The sequence below is a fragment of the Burkholderia sp. Bp9012 genome (genome assembly GCF_003853825.1).
Taxonomy (GTDB): domain Bacteria; phylum Pseudomonadota; class Gammaproteobacteria; order Burkholderiales; family Burkholderiaceae; genus Burkholderia; species Burkholderia diffusa.
On the sequence record NZ_QTQA01000019.1, the window covers coordinates 130,405 to 149,094 of the forward strand.

Annotated in this window: 18 protein-coding genes and 1 pseudogene; 9 read left to right on the forward strand and 10 right to left on the reverse strand. The window is 64.2% G+C overall.

Going from position 1 to position 18,690, the window contains the following annotated elements:
• Window positions 1-8 precede the first annotated feature (8 nt).
• Window positions 9-1,040 (reverse strand): phosphotransferase, encoded by a 1,032-nt coding sequence (locus DIE11_RS24660; RefSeq protein WP_059604855.1) that lies wholly within the window; start codon window positions 1,038-1,040, stop codon window positions 9-11.
• A 20-nt stretch (window positions 1,041-1,060) separates the two neighbouring features.
• Window positions 1,061-1,735, reverse strand: coding sequence for a histidine phosphatase family protein (locus DIE11_RS24665; RefSeq protein WP_124627759.1), 675 nt, complete (start codon window positions 1,733-1,735; stop codon window positions 1,061-1,063).
• A 208-nt stretch (window positions 1,736-1,943) separates the two neighbouring features.
• On the opposite strand from DIE11_RS24665, the gene DIE11_RS24670 reads away from it, so the two are divergent.
• The 3 genes from DIE11_RS24670 (at window position 1,944) to DIE11_RS24675 (ending at window position 3,070) form a co-directional block, all read left to right on the forward strand.
• Window positions 1,944-2,099: a DUF3309 family protein gene (locus tag DIE11_RS24670; RefSeq protein WP_011881216.1), complete on the forward strand. Its 156-nt coding sequence runs from the start codon at window positions 1,944-1,946 to the stop codon at window positions 2,097-2,099.
• Between the two features lie 239 nt (window positions 2,100-2,338).
• Entirely contained in the window at window positions 2,339-2,515 is a 177-nt protein-coding gene (locus DIE11_RS36540) for a hypothetical protein (RefSeq protein ID WP_185633817.1), read from the forward strand.
• A 117-nt stretch (window positions 2,516-2,632) separates the two neighbouring features.
• Window positions 2,633-3,070 carry an N-acetyltransferase gene (locus DIE11_RS24675; protein WP_124627822.1) on the forward strand — a complete coding sequence of 146 codons (438 nt, stop codon included), beginning with the start codon at window positions 2,633-2,635 and terminating at the stop codon, window positions 3,068-3,070.
• A gap of 25 nt (window positions 3,071-3,095) precedes the next feature.
• Here DIE11_RS24675 and DIE11_RS24680 read toward each other — a convergent pair whose 3' ends face one another.
• From DIE11_RS24680 to DIE11_RS24705, 6 genes are all read right to left on the reverse strand, one after another.
• Complete coding sequence (locus tag DIE11_RS24680) at window positions 3,096-5,030, reverse strand: SMP-30/gluconolactonase/LRE family protein (RefSeq protein WP_124627761.1); 1,935 nt, start codon at window positions 5,028-5,030, stop codon at window positions 3,096-3,098.
• Between the two features lie 450 nt (window positions 5,031-5,480).
• Window positions 5,481-6,788: a dicarboxylate/amino acid:cation symporter gene (locus tag DIE11_RS24685; RefSeq protein WP_124627763.1), complete on the reverse strand. Its 1,308-nt coding sequence runs from the start codon at window positions 6,786-6,788 to the stop codon at window positions 5,481-5,483.
• A gap of 359 nt (window positions 6,789-7,147) precedes the next feature.
• Window positions 7,148-8,353, reverse strand: a complete 1,206-nt coding sequence (locus DIE11_RS24690) for an MFS transporter (protein WP_124627765.1) — start codon at window positions 8,351-8,353, stop codon at window positions 7,148-7,150.
• 7 nt (window positions 8,354-8,360) lie between these two features.
• Complete coding sequence (locus DIE11_RS24695) at window positions 8,361-8,546, reverse strand: DUF1289 domain-containing protein (RefSeq protein ID WP_124627767.1); 186 nt, start codon at window positions 8,544-8,546, stop codon at window positions 8,361-8,363.
• Window positions 8,547-8,549: 3 nt separating this feature from the next.
• The gene (gene dmeF / locus DIE11_RS24700; protein WP_124627769.1) at window positions 8,550-9,851 is read right to left on the reverse strand and encodes a CDF family Co(II)/Ni(II) efflux transporter DmeF; all 1,302 of its coding nucleotides are present in this window, start codon (window positions 9,849-9,851) and stop codon (window positions 8,550-8,552) included.
• Between the two features lie 11 nt (window positions 9,852-9,862).
• On the reverse strand, window positions 9,863-10,135 hold the full coding sequence (locus DIE11_RS24705; RefSeq protein WP_124627771.1) for a metal/formaldehyde-sensitive transcriptional repressor: 273 nt from the start codon (window positions 10,133-10,135) through the stop codon (window positions 9,863-9,865).
• 263 nt (window positions 10,136-10,398) lie between these two features.
• On the opposite strand from DIE11_RS24705, the gene DIE11_RS24710 reads away from it, so the two are divergent.
• The 4 genes and pseudogenes from DIE11_RS24710 to DIE11_RS24725 all read left to right on the forward strand — a co-directional run bounded on the left by DIE11_RS24710 (window position 10,399) and on the right by DIE11_RS24725 (window position 13,984).
• Window positions 10,399-11,376: a chromate resistance protein ChrB domain-containing protein gene (locus DIE11_RS24710; RefSeq protein ID WP_124627773.1), complete on the forward strand. Its 978-nt coding sequence runs from the start codon at window positions 10,399-10,401 to the stop codon at window positions 11,374-11,376.
• Window positions 11,373-12,551 (forward strand): chromate transporter, encoded by a 1,179-nt coding sequence (locus DIE11_RS24715; protein ID WP_124627775.1) that lies wholly within the window; start codon window positions 11,373-11,375, stop codon window positions 12,549-12,551. Before DIE11_RS24710 ends, DIE11_RS24715 begins: the two co-directional genes overlap by 4 nt.
• A 70-nt stretch (window positions 12,552-12,621) precedes the next feature.
• Window positions 12,622-12,702, forward strand: a pseudogene (locus tag DIE11_RS24720) (chromate resistance protein ChrB domain-containing protein); the annotation flags it as partial.
• A 121-nt stretch (window positions 12,703-12,823) separates the two neighbouring features.
• Window positions 12,824-13,984, forward strand: a complete 1,161-nt coding sequence (locus DIE11_RS24725; protein ID WP_260437173.1) for an MFS transporter — start codon at window positions 12,824-12,826, stop codon at window positions 13,982-13,984.
• Window positions 13,985-15,368: 1,384 nt separating this feature from the next.
• Here DIE11_RS24725 and DIE11_RS24730 read toward each other — a convergent pair.
• Window positions 15,369-15,596 (reverse strand): hypothetical protein, encoded by a 228-nt coding sequence (locus tag DIE11_RS24730; protein WP_124627779.1) that lies wholly within the window; start codon window positions 15,594-15,596, stop codon window positions 15,369-15,371.
• A gap of 603 nt (window positions 15,597-16,199) precedes the next feature.
• Here DIE11_RS24730 and DIE11_RS24735 point away from each other — a divergent pair.
• Together DIE11_RS24735 and DIE11_RS24740 are read left to right on the forward strand one after the other, a co-directional pair.
• Window positions 16,200-16,817, forward strand: coding sequence for a LysE family translocator (locus DIE11_RS24735; protein WP_124627781.1), 618 nt, complete (start codon window positions 16,200-16,202; stop codon window positions 16,815-16,817).
• A gap of 109 nt (window positions 16,818-16,926) precedes the next feature.
• A complete protein-coding gene (locus DIE11_RS24740; RefSeq protein ID WP_059598707.1) occupies window positions 16,927-17,175 on the forward strand; it encodes a hypothetical protein in 249 nt (82 codons plus the stop codon).
• A gap of 123 nt (window positions 17,176-17,298) precedes the next feature.
• On the opposite strand, the gene DIE11_RS24745 is transcribed toward DIE11_RS24740, so the two are convergent.
• A complete protein-coding gene (locus tag DIE11_RS24745) occupies window positions 17,299-18,657 on the reverse strand; it encodes an MFS transporter (RefSeq protein ID WP_124627783.1) in 1,359 nt (452 codons plus the stop codon).
• Window positions 18,658-18,690: the final 33 nt, after the last annotated feature.

Genomic DNA, 18,690 nt, shown 5'->3' on the forward strand with positions numbered 1-18,690 from the left:
CCGCGATGTCAGCGATGCGCGCCGATCACGTCGACCGCCATTTCGGCCAGCCGGCCAGCCATCGCGCCCACGCGCAGCGCCTGCTCGCTCGACGCGTTGCCCTGCAGCGCGCGCGCCTTCACGCCCTGCGCGATCGACGCGAGCCGGAAGAAACTGAACGCGAGATAGAAATGCCAGTCGCGGATCGGCTCGATCCCGCGCAGTTCGCAGTAGCGCGCGACGATCGCCGCTTCGTCGGGAATGCCGAGTTCGGCACGATCCTGGCCCGCGAGCCCGCGCACCTGGTCGCCCGGCGGCAGCCGCAGGCACATGCAGAAATACGCGAGATCGGCGAGCGGATTGCCGAGCGTCGACAGTTCCCAGTCGAGCACGGCCTGCACGCGATAGTCGTCGCGCGCGAACATCAGGTTGTCGATCCGGAAATCACCGTGCACCAGCGCGGGCCGGCCGGTGTCCTCAGGGCAGGCCTTCGGCAGCCAGTCGATCAGCGTCTCCATTGCGTCGAGGCGCTCCGTTTCCGCCGCGCGATATTGCTTCGTCCACACGCCGATCTGGCGCTCGAAGTAGTTGCCGGGGCGCCCGAAGTCGGCGAGGCCCACCGCGTCGACGTCCACGTCGTGCAGGGCGGCCAGCGTGCGCAGCAGCGCGTCGTAGCAGATCGCACGATCGGCCTTCGGCAACTCCGGCAATGCCGGATCCCAGAAGATCCGGCCGTCCTCGAAGCTCATCACGTAGAACAGGCTGCCGATCACGTCGCGGTCTTCGCAGAGGTGATACGGACGCGCGACCGGCACGGCGGTGCCCGACAGCGCGCTCAGCACGCGGAATTCGCGATCGACCGCATGCGCGGATTTCAACAACTCGCCGGGCGGCTGGCGGCGCAGCACGTAGCGACCGCTCTTCGCATGCAGCAGGAAGGTCGGGTTCGACTGGCCGCCGGCAAACTTCTCCATGTCGAGCGGGCCTTCGAAACCCGGCACGTGCGCTTCCAGATAGCGCGTGAGGCGAGCTACGTCGAGGGGCTGGGAAGGGTTCGTCATCGTCGCGATCGTTCGTAGGGTCAGCCGTAGGTGCGCCACGCATGTCGTTCGGTATCCTCGAGATGTGGTATGCCGTTGAACGACGCCAGGTGGAACGCTTCGGCGTTGAAGAAAAACTGCGAAAGACTGCTGTTGCGGATCTGCAGGTTCAGCGCGATCGCGCTCGACGGCGGTGCCGCGAGCACCTGCTGCACGGTCACTGCAATCGGGCCGCCGGAACTCACCGCGAGCACGCGCTGACTACCGCCCTCGCGGATCGCGGCGCGGGCGTCGGCGACGCGTTGCTGGAAATGCGCCCAGGTTTCGGGCGCGGTGTCGCCCAGCTTGTCGTCGGACCACAGGTGCAGCACCTGCCGCAGCGCGCGAAAGTGCTCCTTCATCGAGCCGGCCGCGAGCCGCGCGATCTCCGGATAGTCGCTCGCCGCGGCCGCGAACAGCCCGTGGAAGTCGTATTCGTTCAGGCCGGGATGGCGGTCGACCTGCGTGCCTTCGCCGCCCATCCCGCGCAGGATCGCATCGACAGTCTGCGCATGCCGGTTCATCGTGCCGCAGATCACCCGGTCGAACGTCAGGCCCTGCTGCGCGAAGTATTCGCCGAGCCAGACGCCCTGCTGCTCACCGGCCGCGGACAGCCGGTCGTAATCGTCCGTGCCGAACGACGCCTGCCCGTGCCGCACCAGAAAAAGTTCAGCCATTGCGTGCCCGCTTGAGGGGAAACCGAAGGCCCAGCATAGCGACCGGGGTCGCATTTTTGAAATTTATTTTCTGAATCGCCCACTATTCATCGCATGAATTCCACGTATTCATACAGCGCGCTTGTGCCGGCTTTCGCCCGACTCCCCGCCGCGGCACGCGAATTGCGGCAGGAGCCACCGTCATGTCACCACGTTCAGGAGGGGTGCGATGCTCGGTACGATCCTTATCATCGTTCTGATTCTGCTGCTCATCGGAGCATTTCCGGCGTGGCCGCACAGCCGAAGCTGGGGCTACTGGCCATCGGGCTCGGTCGGGCTGATCGTCGTCATCGTCGTGATACTGGTGCTGCTGGGTCGCATTTGAGTGTGACGACGCGTGCCTGTTGAGCCGGCACGCGTCGTTCGATCGCGCTGCCGTGGCTTCTTTACAAAAGCCGGCGATGAATGCCAACCCGGCAACGACGCGAACCCGCCCGGGCGCCGTCGTTCCTGCCGTATCTCGGCGGCGCGCGCACGCCGCACAATGACGCGCATGCGCGGGGTGTTCTTCGGGTTATCCAGCGAACACTTGCTTCACGAATCGACAGCAAACTGAGGCGCCGAATGAGCACGCCCACCCTGCGCCCGAGCGCTTCGGCGGCAGCCGCGCGGCTCGGCGTATCGGTCGAGGCGCTGCGGTTCCACGAGCCGCACAGCCTCGTCGCGCCGGCGCGAATGTCGGCGGCCTACCGGGCAGTCAGGCCGTTCACCCGAGCGCGTCAACCGGCCGCCGTCGGTTGATGCAGGCTTTCTGTCGACCGTCATGACAATGCCGGCTGCCCGGCCTTTGACCGCCATACCGCGTTCGTGGATCATTCGCTTCGCGCCATGGAATCCACCCGCGATCGCTCCTCGACCATGCCCCCTGCCATTTGCCTGCGCCCGGCGACCGCCGCCGACCTGCCCTTCCTGCTGAGGCTCCGCCGACTCACGATGACCGAGCATCTGCAACGCGTCGGCGCACCCACCGACGACAAGGCGCACGATCAACGCATCCGCTCGAACTTCGAGGACGCGATGATCGTCTGCCACGGCGCCGATGCAATCGGTTTGCTGAAGGTCACGCGCTCCGCCGACGAATGGCACGTTCACCAGATCCAGATCCTCCCGTCGCGACAGCGACAAGGCATCGGCGAAGCCGTGCTGCGCGAGCTGCTGATCGAAGCCGCACGCGAGCACGTGCCCGTATCGCTCGGCGTGCTGCGCGGCAACCCGGCGCGGCGCCTCTACGAGCGGCTCGGCTTCACCCTCGCGTCGGAAACGGAGACGAGCGCGAGCCTGATCTGGCGCGCCTGAACCGTGGCGTGCCGCGCCTCGCCCATCAAGGCGTCCACCGATAGACGGTGATGCTGTTCCCCTTCACGTTGTTCTTCGTCACCACGTATTCTCCGTTCGAGCGGCGATACGCGCGCACGCTGTACATCGCGTCGATCGCGCTGCTGGTATCCACGGTCGCGGGGCTCGCGTTGACGAGCGTCGTGTCGAGATTGCCGGTGTCGAGGTTGAATGCGTCGATGTTCGGCCACAGCGGCCCGCTGCTGCTGAACCAGTAGCCGACGAACAGATGGTTGCCGGCCGCGTCGATCGACTTCGCGCCGCTATGCGGCAGCGTGATGACCGGATTCGGCTTCGTCGTGTTGCCGGCGTTCCAGCCGTGATACACCTCAATGCGCGTGCCGATCGACGTCCAGTCGGTACTCCCGACCACACCCTGCGCGAGCACCATCGTGTCGCTGTCGGCGAGATAGACGATGCGCGTCAGCGGCTGGATGCTGGCTGGCACGGGCGTGGGTACGCCCGCCCCCCACGAAGGCTTGCCGCTCGCGTCGAAACCGTTCAGCGGATAGTGATAAATGGCGCCGGTCTTGTCGAGGCCGGCCCAGACGCCGCCCTTGCTGTCGAGGCTGAAGCCGGCCGACACGCGCCGGGTCGTGTTGAACGCGGGCCCGGGGATCGATCCGTCCGGAATCGCGACGTAGCCGTTGGCCGCGTTGAAGTGGAAGAAGTAGTAGACCGGCGGATTCTGCCCCGCTGCAACGAGGATCCGGTTCGCGCCAACGGACGTCAGCAGCCCGAAGTGCTCGTCGCGCTGGGTATCGCTCATGTTGATGCGCGGGTCCGACGGATACGTGAACGGATCGACGGTGTTCGCGACGAAGGTGCCGCCCGCGGTGCCACTATAGACGTGCGTGCCGCTGTAGAACAGCGCGCCGTCGGTGACCGGATCCGGTGCGGCGATGCCCTCGAAGTTGAGCGACTGCAGCGTCCACCGCAGGCTGCCGGCGCTGCTGTAAGCGTGAATGTCGGTCGCGCCGTTGCGGCCGAGATCCCAGCTGCCGCCCCACGGGTTGTTGAGCACATACAGGTTGCCGCCCGTATCCTTGCCGATGCCGGCGATGCGGGTGAAGCGCTTCGCGCCGACCTGCCCCTTGATACCCGTCGTCGTGTCGAGATAGCCGCCGGGCACGCCGAACGTGCCGGCCAGCGCGGGTCGGCCCGAGACGGAATAGCGCTTGATGTTCATGTCGGGGCCTTCGTCGCCGATCATCAGCTGCCCCGCCGCCGCATCGAAATAGAGCGCCGACGGCTGCGACCCGGCGGCCAGCCGGATCGTGTTCAGCAGCGCGCCGGCCGGACTGAATTCGACGACCGAGCCTGCGCTCTTCTGCGCGACCCAGATGTTCCCCGCACCGTCGACCGCGAGCGCGCCGGGTGCCGACACGCCGATGTCACGCTGCCACACGCCGTCGGTCGTGAACACCCGCACGCGATTGCCGTAGAAATCGCTCGCATAGAGCAGCGAGCCGGCCGTGGCGAGCCCGGTGACGACGTCGATGCGCGGCTGGTTGGTCGCCGCGGTGACCTGAATCAGCTTGTCGCGAAACCGCGTGGCACGGTTGTAGCGCCCGACCGCGCCGCTGCCGTATCCGCTGCCGGGCTGCAGCGCGACGAACAGCGACGTCGCATTGCCCGTGATCGCACTGCCCTGGAACTCGGAATGCGTGCCGATCGAACCGACGCTCTTGCCGTTCTGGTAGATCGCGACACCGCCCTCGTCCTCGTCCCACATTGACGCCGTGTAGATCACGCCTTCGGGCGCGACCCACATCGAGCGCGCGACGTTGCCGACGTGCGCGGCGAGCGTGCCGTAGGTATTCGCGATCCAGTCGGTGGTGTTACCCGCGTTTGCGGCCGGCGCGATCGCGGCGACCGCGGCGGCGAGCAGCACGGCCTGAATCGATTTTCTGGCGACCATGGCTGATGCTCTCCTGAATGGTGGAGTCATTCACGTGAGGGGGCAGCCGGGTGGTTTGAAAATCGGCAATGCGTAAATACTTCCGCTAAATCACCCGGTGCAGTCGGTATTACATCGCGCGTGCGCTCGATAATCGGCAACGCCGAGAATAGCGTCATATAAATCGAAAAAAATTGCGCGCTGCTCGCGCCGGCCGGGCGTACGACTGCGCGAGAGTGAACGACCACTTAAGCGTTCGCGTGTGCTATCGGGGCAGTGCAGCTTTCGATGGCGGGAATATCGCCGCGGTTTCGAATGCCGCGTATCGGCAATGGCGGAAGGTTTTTCGGCGAATCGGGACAATCGCCGGATACGGGTAAAAACGGGTAAAGGAATGACCGCTGGCGGGTATTGCGCCGGCCCGAGTCCGTGTCGAATCCGGGCCGGCGCATATCATTTACAACAGGGTAATCACGCCGACGTCGCCGTCTCCCGTACCTTCACCTGCTCAATTTCGCCACCGCCGTCCGAATCCGAGTCGGCGCGCGGTTCGCCGAGCTGGCCTTCCCACTTCGCGACCACCGCAGCCGCGATCGAATTGCCGACGGCGTTGGTCGCCGAGCGCCCCATGTCGAGGAACATGTCGACGCCCATGATCAGCAGCAGCCCGGCTTCCGGCAGATGGAACTGGTTGAGCGTCGCCGCGATCACGACGAGCGACGCGCGCGGCACGCCCGCCATCCCCTTCGACGTCACCATCAGCATCAGCAGCATCGTGATCTGCGTACCGAGCGGCAGGTCGATCCCGTACACCTGCGAGATGAAGAGCACCGCGAACGTGCAGTACATCATCGAGCCGTCGAGGTTGAACGAGTACCCGATCGGCAGCACGAAGCTGGAGATCCTGCGATTCACGCCGAACCGGTCGAGCGCGTCGAGCAGCTTCGGATACGCGGCTTCGGAACTCGCCGTCGCGAACGACAGCAGGAACGGCTCGCGAATCAGGCGAATCAGCGTGAACGCGCGCTTGCCGAGGAACGCCACGCCGGCGAGCGTCAGCACGCCCCACAGCAGCGCAAGCGCCAGATAGAAGCTCGCCATGAACTTCGCGAACGTGAGCAGGATGCCGAGCCCTTCCGTCGTGATCGTCGACGCCAGCGCGGCAAACACGGCGACCGGCGCGAACCACATCACCGCGCCCGTCACCTTCAGCATGACCTGCGCGAGATCGTCGATCACGCCGGTCAGGCGCTTCCCGGCGTCACCAAGCGCGGACAGCGCGGTACCGAAGAAGATCGAGAACACGACGATCTGCAGGATCTCGTTGTTCGCCATCGCCTCGGCGATCGATTTCGGCACCAGGTGGACGACGAAGTCCTTCAGCGTGAATGCGCCCGTCTTCAGGTTCAGCGCCGCGTCGGCGGCAGGCAACGGCAGGCTCAGGTGGCTGCCCGGCTTCAGGATCGTCGCGGTCACGAGGCCGAGCACCAGCGACGTGAACGACGCGATGAAGAACCAGCCGAACGCCTTCACGCCCACGCGGCCGACCGACCCGCTGTCGCCCATCTGCGCGATGCCGACCGTCAGCGTCGCGAACACCAGCGGCGCGATGATCATCTTGATCAGCCGCAGGAACACGTCGGACAGCAGCGACACGTAGCCGGCGACTTCCTTGGCCATTTTCGGGTCGGGAAACGCGCTATGACAGGCGTAGCCCACGGCAATGCCAAGCACCATCGCGATGACGATGTACTTGGTGATGTTGTGCTTCTTCTTCATTAGCAATCCAAATTACAGAACTTGTGTTTCCAACGGCAGGGAGATCGCCGGCATCGACATGGGAACGGTGGACCGCGAGCGCGGCGCGCGCCGCTTCGAGTGCCGGTGCCCGTCCGTGGGCATGGCCACGGCGAACAGGGGGGGCATTCTATCGCAAACGCCGGACAATCTTTCAAATCTGAAAGCGACAAGCGATGCGCGGCGCGGGAAAGGAGGCGAGGCCGGCCTTCGCCGGCCGGAGCCGGGGCCGGGGCCGGGGCCGGGCGGACCGCGACGGCGGGTCCGGTCTTCGGGCACCGTCGTGCCCGGCCGTCAGCTCAGCCTTGCGACGAACGTCGGCAGACCCGGCCGGGGCCGCGTCACGCGTGCGACGTGCCGGGTCGCGGCATGAACCGGCACAGGCACAGCGGCAGCACGACCAGCGCCGCGCCCGCGAGAAACGTGGTCGATGCGCCGAAACGCGTCCACAGTACGCCGGCGATGCTGCTCGCGAGCAGCATGCAGACGCCGCTCACCAGGTTGAACACGCCGAACGCGGTGCCGCGCAGCGTGGCCGGCGAGGTTTCCGACACCATCGCGGCGAGAATGCCCTGCGTGAAGCCCATGTGCAGCCCCCACACGGCCACGCCGGCGAACATCGAGATCGTCGACGTGCCGATGCCGAGCAGCAGATCGGCCGCGATCAGCAACACCATCCCGGCCGCGAGCAGCACGCGGCGATCGAGCCGGTCCGACAGGATGCCGACCGGCCAGGCCGACAGCGCATAGGTGACGCTCATCGCGACCATCACGGCCGGAATCCATGCCGCGTCGAGCCCCGTCTGCTGCGCACGCAGCACCAGGAACGCCTCGCTGAATCGCGCGAGCGTAAACGTCGCGCCGGCCGCGACGACGAACCAGTAGCTGCGGGGAAACTCGCGCAGGGCGTTCCAGCGCAGCGGCGAGCGAAAGCGCCGGTCCGGTTTCGACTGCTCGGGCTCCTGTACGCCGAAGACGATCAATGCGATCGCGACGAAGGCCGGCACCACGGCAAACCAGAGCACGGTCCGGATGCGATCGCCGAACCCCAGCATCAGCGCGATCGCGAGCATCGGGCCGAGAATCGCGCCGACGGTATCCATCGACTGACGCAGGCCGAAGCACGCGCCGCGAATTTCGGGCGGCGCGATGTCGGCCACCAGCGCGTCGCGCGGCGCGCCGCGAATCCCCTTGCCAACGCGGTCGAGCAGACGGGCCGTCACGACGACGGCCGGCGTGGACGCCAGCGGAAACAACGGCTTGGTCAACGCCGCGAGCCCGTAGCCGACCAGCAGCAGCCCCTTGCGGCGCCCGAGCCAGTCGCTGATCGCACCGGAGAACACCTTGACGATCATCGCCGTCGCTTCGGCCGCCCCCTCGAGGACGCCGAGCGCGGCGACGCTCATGCCCATCGTCGACACCAGGTAGATCGGCAACAGCGCATGGATCAGCTCGGACGACAGGTCCATGAAGAGGCTCACGAGACCCAGGGCCCACACGGTCCGCGGAATCGCAGGTTTGCCGGCAATCGGTGACGGGGCGCTCATGATGTGTTCAGTCGGTCGTTTCCCGCGTCAGTTTCGCATGCCGCCGCCCGCGGTCGTTCACGATTTGATGACGCCGGTGATCCGTCATCTTCTTCCAGCCGCGCGCTTCGTCGCGCGTCCGCAGGCATGCCACGCAGTAGCCGGTGCGACCGTCGAACGAACACACGTCGACACAAGGGGACTTGACCGCCATGCTTTATCGTCCTCGCGTCGCGGGCACGACTTCGACGGTGACGTGCGACAGGTTCCTGAATCGCTGCAGCACGCCGTGATAGAAGCGCGCATCCCGATCCGGATCGGTGGTCGTCACCGACACCACCGCACTCATGTGCCCCGGCCCGAGCCGCCACACATGCAGGTCGGCGACGCGGTCTCCAGTGCCTTCGATGGCGCCACGCACCTTGTCCGTCAGACGGCGATCGGAATTCATGTCGAGCAGGATGCCGCCCGTGTCGCGCATCAGGCCGTACGACCAGTTCGCGATCACCATCGCGCCGATGATGCCGGCCAGCGGATCCATCCAGACCCAGCCGAACGCACGCGCGAGCAGCAGCCCGACGATCGTCAGCACGGAAACCGCGGCATCTGCCATCACGTGGATGTAGGCGGAGCGGATGTTGTGATCGCGCGCCGCCGCCGCGGACGCGCCATGATCGTGCTCCTCGAACGCCAGTTCGTGTTCGCGACCGTTCAAGCGGACGATCGCCTTGAATTCATGCGGCTCGGGAATGGCTTCGGTCGACTCCAGATAACCATCGCGGCTTTGCATCGCGAACGTCTGGCGCGTGCCGTCCGGGCGAATCGTCGTCACCGACACGGCGCTCGCATCGACGCGCTTCGTCTCGTGTGTCGCCGGCGCGACGCGGAAAACCGGCGGGACGCCCTCCTCGAACACCGACACGACGAATATGCCCTGCTGGTCGAAGATCCGGTGCGCTTCCTCTTCGTGGTCGTGCGCATGATCGTCGTGATCGCCATGACCATGCCCGTGATGATGGCCGTGACCGTGGCTATGACCGTGGCTATGGCCATGATGATCGCCGCTCAGCAGCCAGACGCTCGCAATGTTGACGAGCAAGCCGGCAACCGCGATTGGAATCGCCTCGTCGAAATGGATCGGAACGGGCGCCAGCAAACGCGCGACCGCTTCGTACCCGATCAGCAGCGCGATCATCGCGAGCACGATCGCGCTCGTGAAACCCGCGAGGTCGCCGAGCTTGCCCGTGCCGAACGCGAAGCGCGGATCGTTCGCATGCTTGCGCGCATACGTATAGGCGAACGCGGCGATCAGCATCGCGCCCGCGTGCGTCGACATGTGCAGGCCGTCCGCGATCAGCGCCAGCGAGCCGAAAAGCGACCCGCCGACGATCTCGGCCACCATCATCGCCGCGCACAGCGCGATGACCATCCAGGTCCTGCGTTCGTTCTGCTCGTGCGCCGCGCCAAGAAAAATGTGGTCGTGCCCTGCGCCGAAGGCGTCATCGCTGAAATTGCTCATTCCGCCTCCGTTTACTTGAAGTAGCTGTGTACGACTTCGATCAGCTGCTCGGTCGCGCTGCCTTCGTCGTCGTGCCCCTCGGCATCGACCAGATGGCTGCGGATGTGATCCTCGAGCACGACTGCAAGCAGGCCGTTCATCGCGCCGCGGCCGCTCGTGATGAGGCGGAGGATTTCGTTGCAACCGCGCTCGTCCTCCAGCGCGCGTTCGAGCGCTTCGACCTGTCCCTTGATGCGGCGGACACGGTTCAGCAGCTTCTGCTTGTCCTTGATGGTGTGGCTCATGGTGGTTCCTTCATATACCGGGGGGGACTATATCTGAAATCGCATTTCCATATAGGGGGGAGGGGTATATATCGGGCCGATGAAAGGTCTAGCCGGAAAGCGGCGCCTGGTGCTCGAACGGACCTGCACCGTGCTCGCTTCGGCCCACTCCGCTCGGATCTGCAACAAGCCTGGGCACGATGAAGCGGGCATGGGTGCGACGCGACACAGCGACTGCGTCAAAAAATTTGTAGAGTGAATAACAATTGGATAGAGTTCACTACATGAACACTATTTCTACGTGGTCGCTCCTCGTGCTGACCCTTCCGACCGAAAACGCGACGGCCCGCATGCGCTTCTGGCGCGCGCTGAAGGCAAAGGGCTGTGCGGTGTTGCGCGACGGTATCTACCTGCTGCCGTACAGCGAAGAGCATGAGGAGACGCTGCGCGACCTCGCGGGGGCGATTGCGGAAAGTGGCGGCACGGCTCATCTGTTACGGGCGCCGAGCCTGGACGCATCGCAGGAACTGGAATTCCGCGCGCTCTTCGATCGCGGGGAGGATGACGCCGCCTTCATCCAGACCCTTGCGGATGCCCGCAAGACCCTCGCCGGTAAGTCGGCCACGGAATTGACACGTTTGCTGCGGCGCGTGCGCAAGGATTTCGACGCCATCCGCGCGATCGACTATTTCCCGGGCGACTCGGCCACCCGTGCCGAAGTTGCCCTGCAGGATTTCGTCGCACTGATCGACACCGTGCTGTCGCCGGGGGAGCCGCACGCCGCGGACCGCGCGATCCGCCCGCTGGCGATCGACGAATATCAGGGCCGCACCTGGGCGACGCGGCAGCGGATGTGGGTCGATCGCGTCGCCAGCGCGTGGCTGATCCAGCGCTTCATCGACGCACGCGCCCGCTTCATCTGGCTCGCATCGCCTGCCGATTGTCCGGCTGACGCGCTGGGCTTCGATTTCGACGGTGCGACGTTCACGCACGTCGGCAAGCGCGTAACGTTCGAGGTGCTGCTGGCCAGTTTCGGACTCGACAACGACCCTGCGCTCGCGCGGCTCGCCGAGATCGTGCACGCGCTCGACGTCGGCGGCCCCGCAGCGCCCGAGGCGATCGGCTTCGAGGCCGTGATGGCCGGCACGCGCCAGCGCACGGAGAACGACGATCAATTGCTCGAGCAGATGAGCGCCGTGCTCGACGCCCTGCACGCGCATTTCTCGTCGAGCGGAAAGAACGAGACCGGAGCCAGGTCATGACCACTGCCATCGCCACAACCGAACCGACCTATTCGCTCGGCGAGCTGGTCGCCTACATGTTGCGCCTCGGCACGTTCGGCTTCGGCGGGCCGGTTGCGCTTGCGGGCTACATGCGTCGCGACCTGGTCGAGCGCCGCGGCTGGATCACGGAAGCCGACTACAAGGAAGGACTCACGCTGGCCCAGCTCGCGCCGGGGCCGATGGCGGCCCAGCTCGCGATCTATCTCGGTTTCGTTCACTACCGCATCCTCGGTGCGACACTCGTCGGCTTCGCATTCGTGCTGCCGTCGTTCCTGATGGTGCTCGCGCTCGGGTTCGCGTATGCGCATTTCGGCGGGCTGTCCTGGATGCAGGCCGTCTTCTACGGCGTCGGCGCCGCGGTGGTCGGCATCATCGCGATGAGTGCGTACAAGCTCACGACGAAAACGGTCGGCCGCGACAAGCTGCTCTGGGCGATCTTCGTGACGCTCGCCGCCGTGACCTTCATCACGGAATCGGAAATCGCGTGGCTGTTCCTCGTCGCGGGCCTGGTCGGCTGGCTGTGGCGCGCTCCGCCCAAGTGGCTGCACCGGGGCGGGCTGAATGCGGTTGCCGCCGCCAACCTGCCGGCGGCCAGCGGCATGCTGAGCGGCATCGATCTGCCGCAGCTCGTTCAGATCGGCGCGTTCTTCATGAAGGCAGGCACGTTCGTGTTCGGCTCCGGGCTCGCGATCGTGCCGTTCCTCTACGGCGGCGTCGTCACCGAACATCACTGGCTCAACGACAAGCAGTTCGTCGATGCGGTCGCGGTCGCGATGATTACGCCCGGCCCCGTCGTGATCACCGTCGGCTTCATCGGGTATCTCGTGGCGGGCTTGCCCGGCGCGTGCGTCGCGGCGCTCGGCACGTTCCTGCCCTGCTATCTGTTCACCGTGATTCCCGCGCCGTACGTGAAGAAGTACGGGCACCGCCCGGGCGTCAGGGCGTTCGTGGATGGAATCACCGCCGCAGCCGTCGGGGCGATCACGGGCTCCGTCCTCGTCATCGCGAAACGCTCGATCGTCGACATGCCGACCGCACTGCTCGCCGTCGCTACCGTGCTGCTGCTGTGGCGCTTCAAGAAGCTGCAGGAGCCGGTCATCGTCATGGCTGCCGCGCTCGTCGGGCTGGTGGCCTACCCGCTGCTCCATCATTGAGCCGCACTGCGGGGAGACGGCCGTGACGCATTGGACGACATTCGTCCGGCATACAGGAGGCGCGCCATGCATGAAGTGGATTACGCGCGAACGGCCGAAGGTCGACCGCATCGCATGCCCGCGGCAAATTGCGCGATTCATCGACGATGCGCTTTACGCGTGGTGCCGGCGTGATGCGCACACCTGGCAGCCGGCGCGCGTTCACGCTCGTCGGGCGAATACTGCCGGCGGGCGCGGACAGGGCCGCATGGCTCATCCTCGCGAGCCGCGGCCTGCGCGGTTTCTGCGATGGATTCATTGCCGTGCTGCTGCCCGCGTATCTGCTGTCGCTTGGGCTTTCGCAACTGGATGTCGGCCTGATCGGCACCACGACGCTGGCGGGTTCCGCAATCGCGACGATAGCGGTCGGCATGCTCGCGAGCCGCTTCACGCAGCGCCGCATGCTGACGCTCGCGGCGGCGCTGATGGCAGCGACGGGAATCGGCTTCGCGAGCTTCTCCACATTGTGGCCGCTGTTCGTCGTCGCCTTCGCCGGCACGCTCAATCCGAGCTCCGGCGACGTCAGCCTGTTTCTGCCGCTCGAGCAGTCGCGTCTGGCGCAAGCGGCCGACGGCGACGCTCGCACGGCGCTGTTTGCACGATACAGCCTGGTCGGGGCCGTATCGGCGGCGGTCGGGTCCCTTGCGGCAGGCCTGCCGATCTCGATTGCTTCGCATACCGGGATCACGACGCTGAGCGCGATGCGCGGCATGTTTCTGGTCTATGCGGCGACGGGTATCGTCGTCTGCATGCTGTATCGGCGACTGCCGCGCCCGGAGACACACGCGGCAAGGCACGCGACGCCGTCGCTCGGCCCGTCGCGCCCGATCGTCATCAGGCTGGCGATGCTGTTCAGCGTCGACGCGTTCGCGGGTGGTCTCGTCGTCAACTCGCTGTTGGCGCTGTGGCTGATGCAGCGCTTCGGACTCTCGATTGCCGCCACCGGCCGGTTCTTCTTCTGGGCGGGCCTGCTTTCGGCCGGCTCGCAGCTCGCGGCCGCGCCGCTTGCGCGCAGGATCGGCCTGCTGAACACGATGGTGTTCACGCATATCCCGTCGAGCATCTGCCTCATCGGCGCCGCTCTCGCGCCGACGGTGCCGCTGACGTTGACGCTGCTGCTGATGCGCAGCGCGCTTTCGCAAATGGATGTGCCGACACGAACCGCCTACGTGATGGCGGTCGTCACGCCGGCGGAGCGACCGGCAGCGGCCAGCTTTACGTCCGTCCCGCGCAGCCTCGCGGCCGCGGTCGCGCCGACATTGGCCGGCGGCCTGTTCGGTCTCGGCTGGCTCGGCGCGCCGCTGGTCGCATGCGGTGTGCTGAAGATCGCGTACGACCTGTCCATGTTGCTTGCTTTTCGACGCATCAAACCGGATGACGGCCGGGCCCGGTAAATGCGGCAGCGGCCGAACAATACGGAAACGAGGCGCCACACAAAGCGACGCATCGACGTGAAACATGCGTGCTTCTTGTCACCCCATGTCTACTAGGGGAAGGGCAAGGCGATTGATCTGGCGAAGGGTGTGATCGACCTGTCGGCTCGCGGCCCGGCCGTCGATCGTCAACGCGAGCCGATTCCCGCAAGCGCGCCAAGCACGATCCGGTGTGGGCTCTCAAAAAAGATGTCCTCAGCACCCTATATAAATCAATGACTTGGACATCTTTTTTGAGACGATCACATGCTCACCGCCTCAGAAAAGGTGTCCTTGGCTGCCAGAATTCTCAGAAAAGCTGTCTTTGGCGTCCACCTGCAGAAGCTTGCTACAGCGACGCCGCACGGAAACGTTGTCTAACGTCAAAAGCGTGACCGCGCGGGCTCCCTGAGAACGGGCCGTTCGGGTGGCGATCGCGGCGGTCTCCCTTTGAATGTGATCTCGCAGCCAGCAAGCGCCGGGGTGCGAGATCACACAGCGCAATTGACTAGGTCAGAGGCACATTCGCCGGAGCGCCGCGTTACTCAAACGGAAAGGTGACTCTGGTCGGGGCATAGCGCACGGAACACGTCCTTGACACCTTGCCTCGTCCGGTTGCTAAAGAAAAGGAACACAATGGAATCCGGAAGACAAAGTCTCTTGCGAACGTCCCCTTCAACCGCGGTCATCTCCTCTTGGCTCAGCGACTCCGCAAAGGACCGGGGACATAGACACGCTTAGCCGTGGTTGCGGAGAGTGCTCCGTTCTAGTCGAATAAGCACTCTGCTATTCGACCGCTCATCGGATATTCCCCACAAATCGACGGAAGCACTTCGCGCGAAGGAATACTGGTTGATACCGATGAGCATAATTTGTGGAAATATTTAATTAACATGATCAGTGCTTATAAGTCAATCTATCTCATTGTTGAGCACATATATTTCGCGCAAACGTAAAACCATCATTTTTGAGGCAAGATCTATGGCAATCTCGAGGGGAATTGGTGTGCGCCTATATTCTTTCGGTTAGTTTTCTGGCGTAGGCACTAGGGTTAACGATTCCTTGAATGCTCCTACGCCGCAGCATCTAATTTAAACCGAGTGAAAAATATTTTGCATGCGGAAAATATACAATTTGGCTGCGCAGTTAATTTTGCGAAAATTACAAATTTAAGTGAAGATTCGATAATTTCTGCATTGCAAATACATTGTCAAATTTGACGAAGCAAATGAAGTGAACGGGGTGGCACCATGAAAAATATTGCGCTGCGCTTGATGGACGCGACATTGGTCTTGGCGGTATTGTCTTTTTTCTATATTCGAGTAGTTTATGGCCACGGTCGAACTCCAATATCAATTCAGATTGCTCATTTGAGAGACATATGTTTTGCGCTCACCCTTGTTGCGATGTTTGCGATTCCGATCAGAATCAAATCATATCCTGCCATATATAATTTCATAGAATTCAATGCGAAAGGGGAGAAGAGAAAAACAATAATCGTCCCGCTAATCGCAATGATTGCGATCATTCTCGGTACGGTGGTAATAATTCGCATATTTGTAGTGGCCGCACCGTAAACCTCGGGGGAAGTCATGAATTACTTAGCGTCGTCCGCGTCAGTCACGGGCATATGGAGCGCAGTTCAGGCGGCGATTGACCTTTACGAGGGACCAGCCACAACCAATGTTCAAGGGTATGCAAATGCCGCTCAAGCGATCGTCGCGGCGGCTTCGTCATTTGGCGGCGCATACGGAGCGGTTGCAACAGGGCTGGCCGGCTCGGTCGTTGAGGCGGCGGCAGCATACGCCGCTTATCAAGGAGACGATTCGGTATCCGTCCCTTCCCAAAGGCTCGGACGTGAACCTGCAGTTGAGCGCCTTCCACGCGATCGCAGCGACACGATGATGCCGATCAAACATTGCGCTAATGTCATCCAAGGATAAATATCCTCCGATCATCTGTTCATCAAGACTCATAGAAAGCATCCCGCAGTCGAGGAATTCAGTCTTTTATTCAAAGACAACTTATTGAGACTGCGGACATCTTTTCCGAGAAACAACAACAACCGATGATTCCGTCCCGGCCCCCATCCCCCTCCCCGTACCGGCAATCGTCAATCAAACTGTACCGGTACTGTACAGACAACCGTCGCTACACTGGCTCCATCCCAGTCTCGAACACGAATGGAGAATCCGCGATGGACTTCCTCACCCTCAGCGCATTGCCCGCCGGCATGCTGTTCGCGCTCGTCACGTCGATCACGCCTGGCCCGAACAACACGATGCTGCTCGCCTCCGGCGTCAATTTCGGTTTCCGCCGCACGATGCCGCACCTGTTCGGCATCAGCATCGGCGTCGCGATCCTGATGCTGTGCGTCGGCTTCGGTCTCGGCGAGGCGTTCCGGCGCGTGCCGGTCCTGTACACGATCCTCGAAATCGCGAGCGTCGCGTACCTGCTGTACCTCGCATGGCGCATCGGCACGTCCGGCGAAGTGAAGGCGCAGGGCGCCAAGCCGCGGCCAATGACGTTCCTCGAAGCCGCCGCGTTCCAGTGGGTCAATCCGAAGGCATGGATGATGGTGCTGACCGCCGCGACAACGATCCGCCTGTCCGCCGACTACGGGATGAACGCCGCGTGGATGGCCGTCGTGTTCATCCTGATCGGCTTTCCGTGCATCAGCCTGTGGGCCGCGTTCGGCCAGGGCCTGCGCCACTTTCTGTCGAACCGCCGCGCGCTGCGCATCTTCAACGTGACGATGGCCGTGCTGCTGATCCTGTCGCTATACCCGCTCGTCGCGCATCTGCTCCCGCAGTAAGCGCTCACAAGCGCCCCCGTTGAGCTTCACGCCATGCAGGCGTACCCTTTCGGTACGGGCGCGTGCAGCCGCTTCGCCGGCTGCACCGCTGTTCTGCATGGAGATGCCGATGAAGCCGATGCTGAAAGCCGGCGAGCACATCGAGGGCATGCACTGGGTCGCCGAGTACCACCCGCTCACGCACGAGATCCGCGTGCTGCGCGAAAACATCGAAGTGGGTACGTACTGCGCGCCGTCCACGCTGTTCGGCGACGAGGAAGAGATGGGCGCCGCGAACCTTGCCGATCACCGCAGCCAGGAGGCCGCGCTGCGCGCGTATCTGCGCAACTTCGTCAAGGAACACGACGCGGAGGAGTAGCGGCGCGACGGCCGTAAAGTGGACGGGCCGCCGACGCGGCCCGGTCTGTCGTTGCGTGTCGGCCGGCTCACGACCTTTCGCAACCAGCAAAAGGCCGGCGCATCGCCCCGGCCCCGATTCCGCTCAATGCCCGAGCGACTCGATCTTGCCGCTCGACTGCGCGACGCCGTGCGGCTGGGCCATCTGCTTGATCAGCAACGCAAGGCACGCAAGCAAGCCCGCGACCGCGATCGTCGCGAACACGCCGGCGAACGAGAAGTGCCGGCGCGTCAGTTCGGCAACGAGGAACGACCCGGCGATCCCGCCGAAGCGGCCGACACCGAGCATCCACGCCACGCCCGTGCCGCGCCCTTCGGTCGGATAGAACGCGGCGGCAAGCGCCGGCATCGACGATTGTGCGGTGTTCATCAGCACGCCGGCGATGAACACGACCAGCACGAGCAGCCCCACGTTTCCGGCCGCCTGCCCGATCGCATACACGCTGATCGCGGTCAGCGCGTAGCACACGGCGATCACGCGATTCGCGTTGAAGCGGTCCATCAGCACGCCGCACAGCACCGCGCCGACACCGCCGAGCGGGAACAGCGCGGAAATCAGCGTCGCGCTCTTCGGCGTGAGACCGGCATCCTTCAGCAGGATCGGCATCCAGTTGATCGACGCGTAGAAGATCACGAGGCCCATGAAGTACGCGAGCCACAGCATCACCGAGCCGACGACATACGAGCGCGACAGCACGACGCCTATCCCCTTGCCGCCCGTCTGCGGCGCGGATTCGGTCATCGCGAACGAGCCGGCGTTCAGCGCATCGCGCGAGATCCGCGAAAGCGTCGCGCGGATCCGGTCGATGCTCTGGCCTTGCGCGACCATGAAACGCACCGATTCGGGCATCTTCAGCAGCAACAGCACGCCGAGCAGCAGCGGCGTCACGCCGCCAAGCATCAGCACGCTGCGCCAGCCGAAATGCGGGATCATCCACGCGGCGAGAAAGCCGCCGAACGCGGCGCCGAGCGGGAAGCCGCAGAACATCAGGTTGATCACGGTCGCGCGGCGCTTGTCGGGGCAGAACTCGCCCATCATCGTGACCGCGTTCGGCATCGCGGCACCAAGGCCGACACCGGTGACGAAGCGCAGCACCGTCAGGTGCCCGATGGTGTTGGAGAACGCCGACACGAAACATGCGACGCCGAACAGGAACACCGAGCCGAGCAGCAGCGAACGGCGCCCGACGCGGTCGGACAGCGGGCCCGACACGAGCGCGCCGCACGCAAGGCCGAACAACGCGGCACTCAGCACGGGTGCGAGATCGGGTTTGGTGAGGTTCCATTCGCCGAGCAGCGACGGCGCGATGAAGCCGATCGCGGCCGTATCGAAGCCGTCGAGCAGCACGATCACGAAACACATCAGGAATACGAGCCACTGGAAGCCGCCGAACGGCTGCTCGTTGATGAAGGTCTGGACATCGACCACGGGTGCGCGATTCATCGCGAGTCTCCTGTTTAAACAACGCGACCTGAT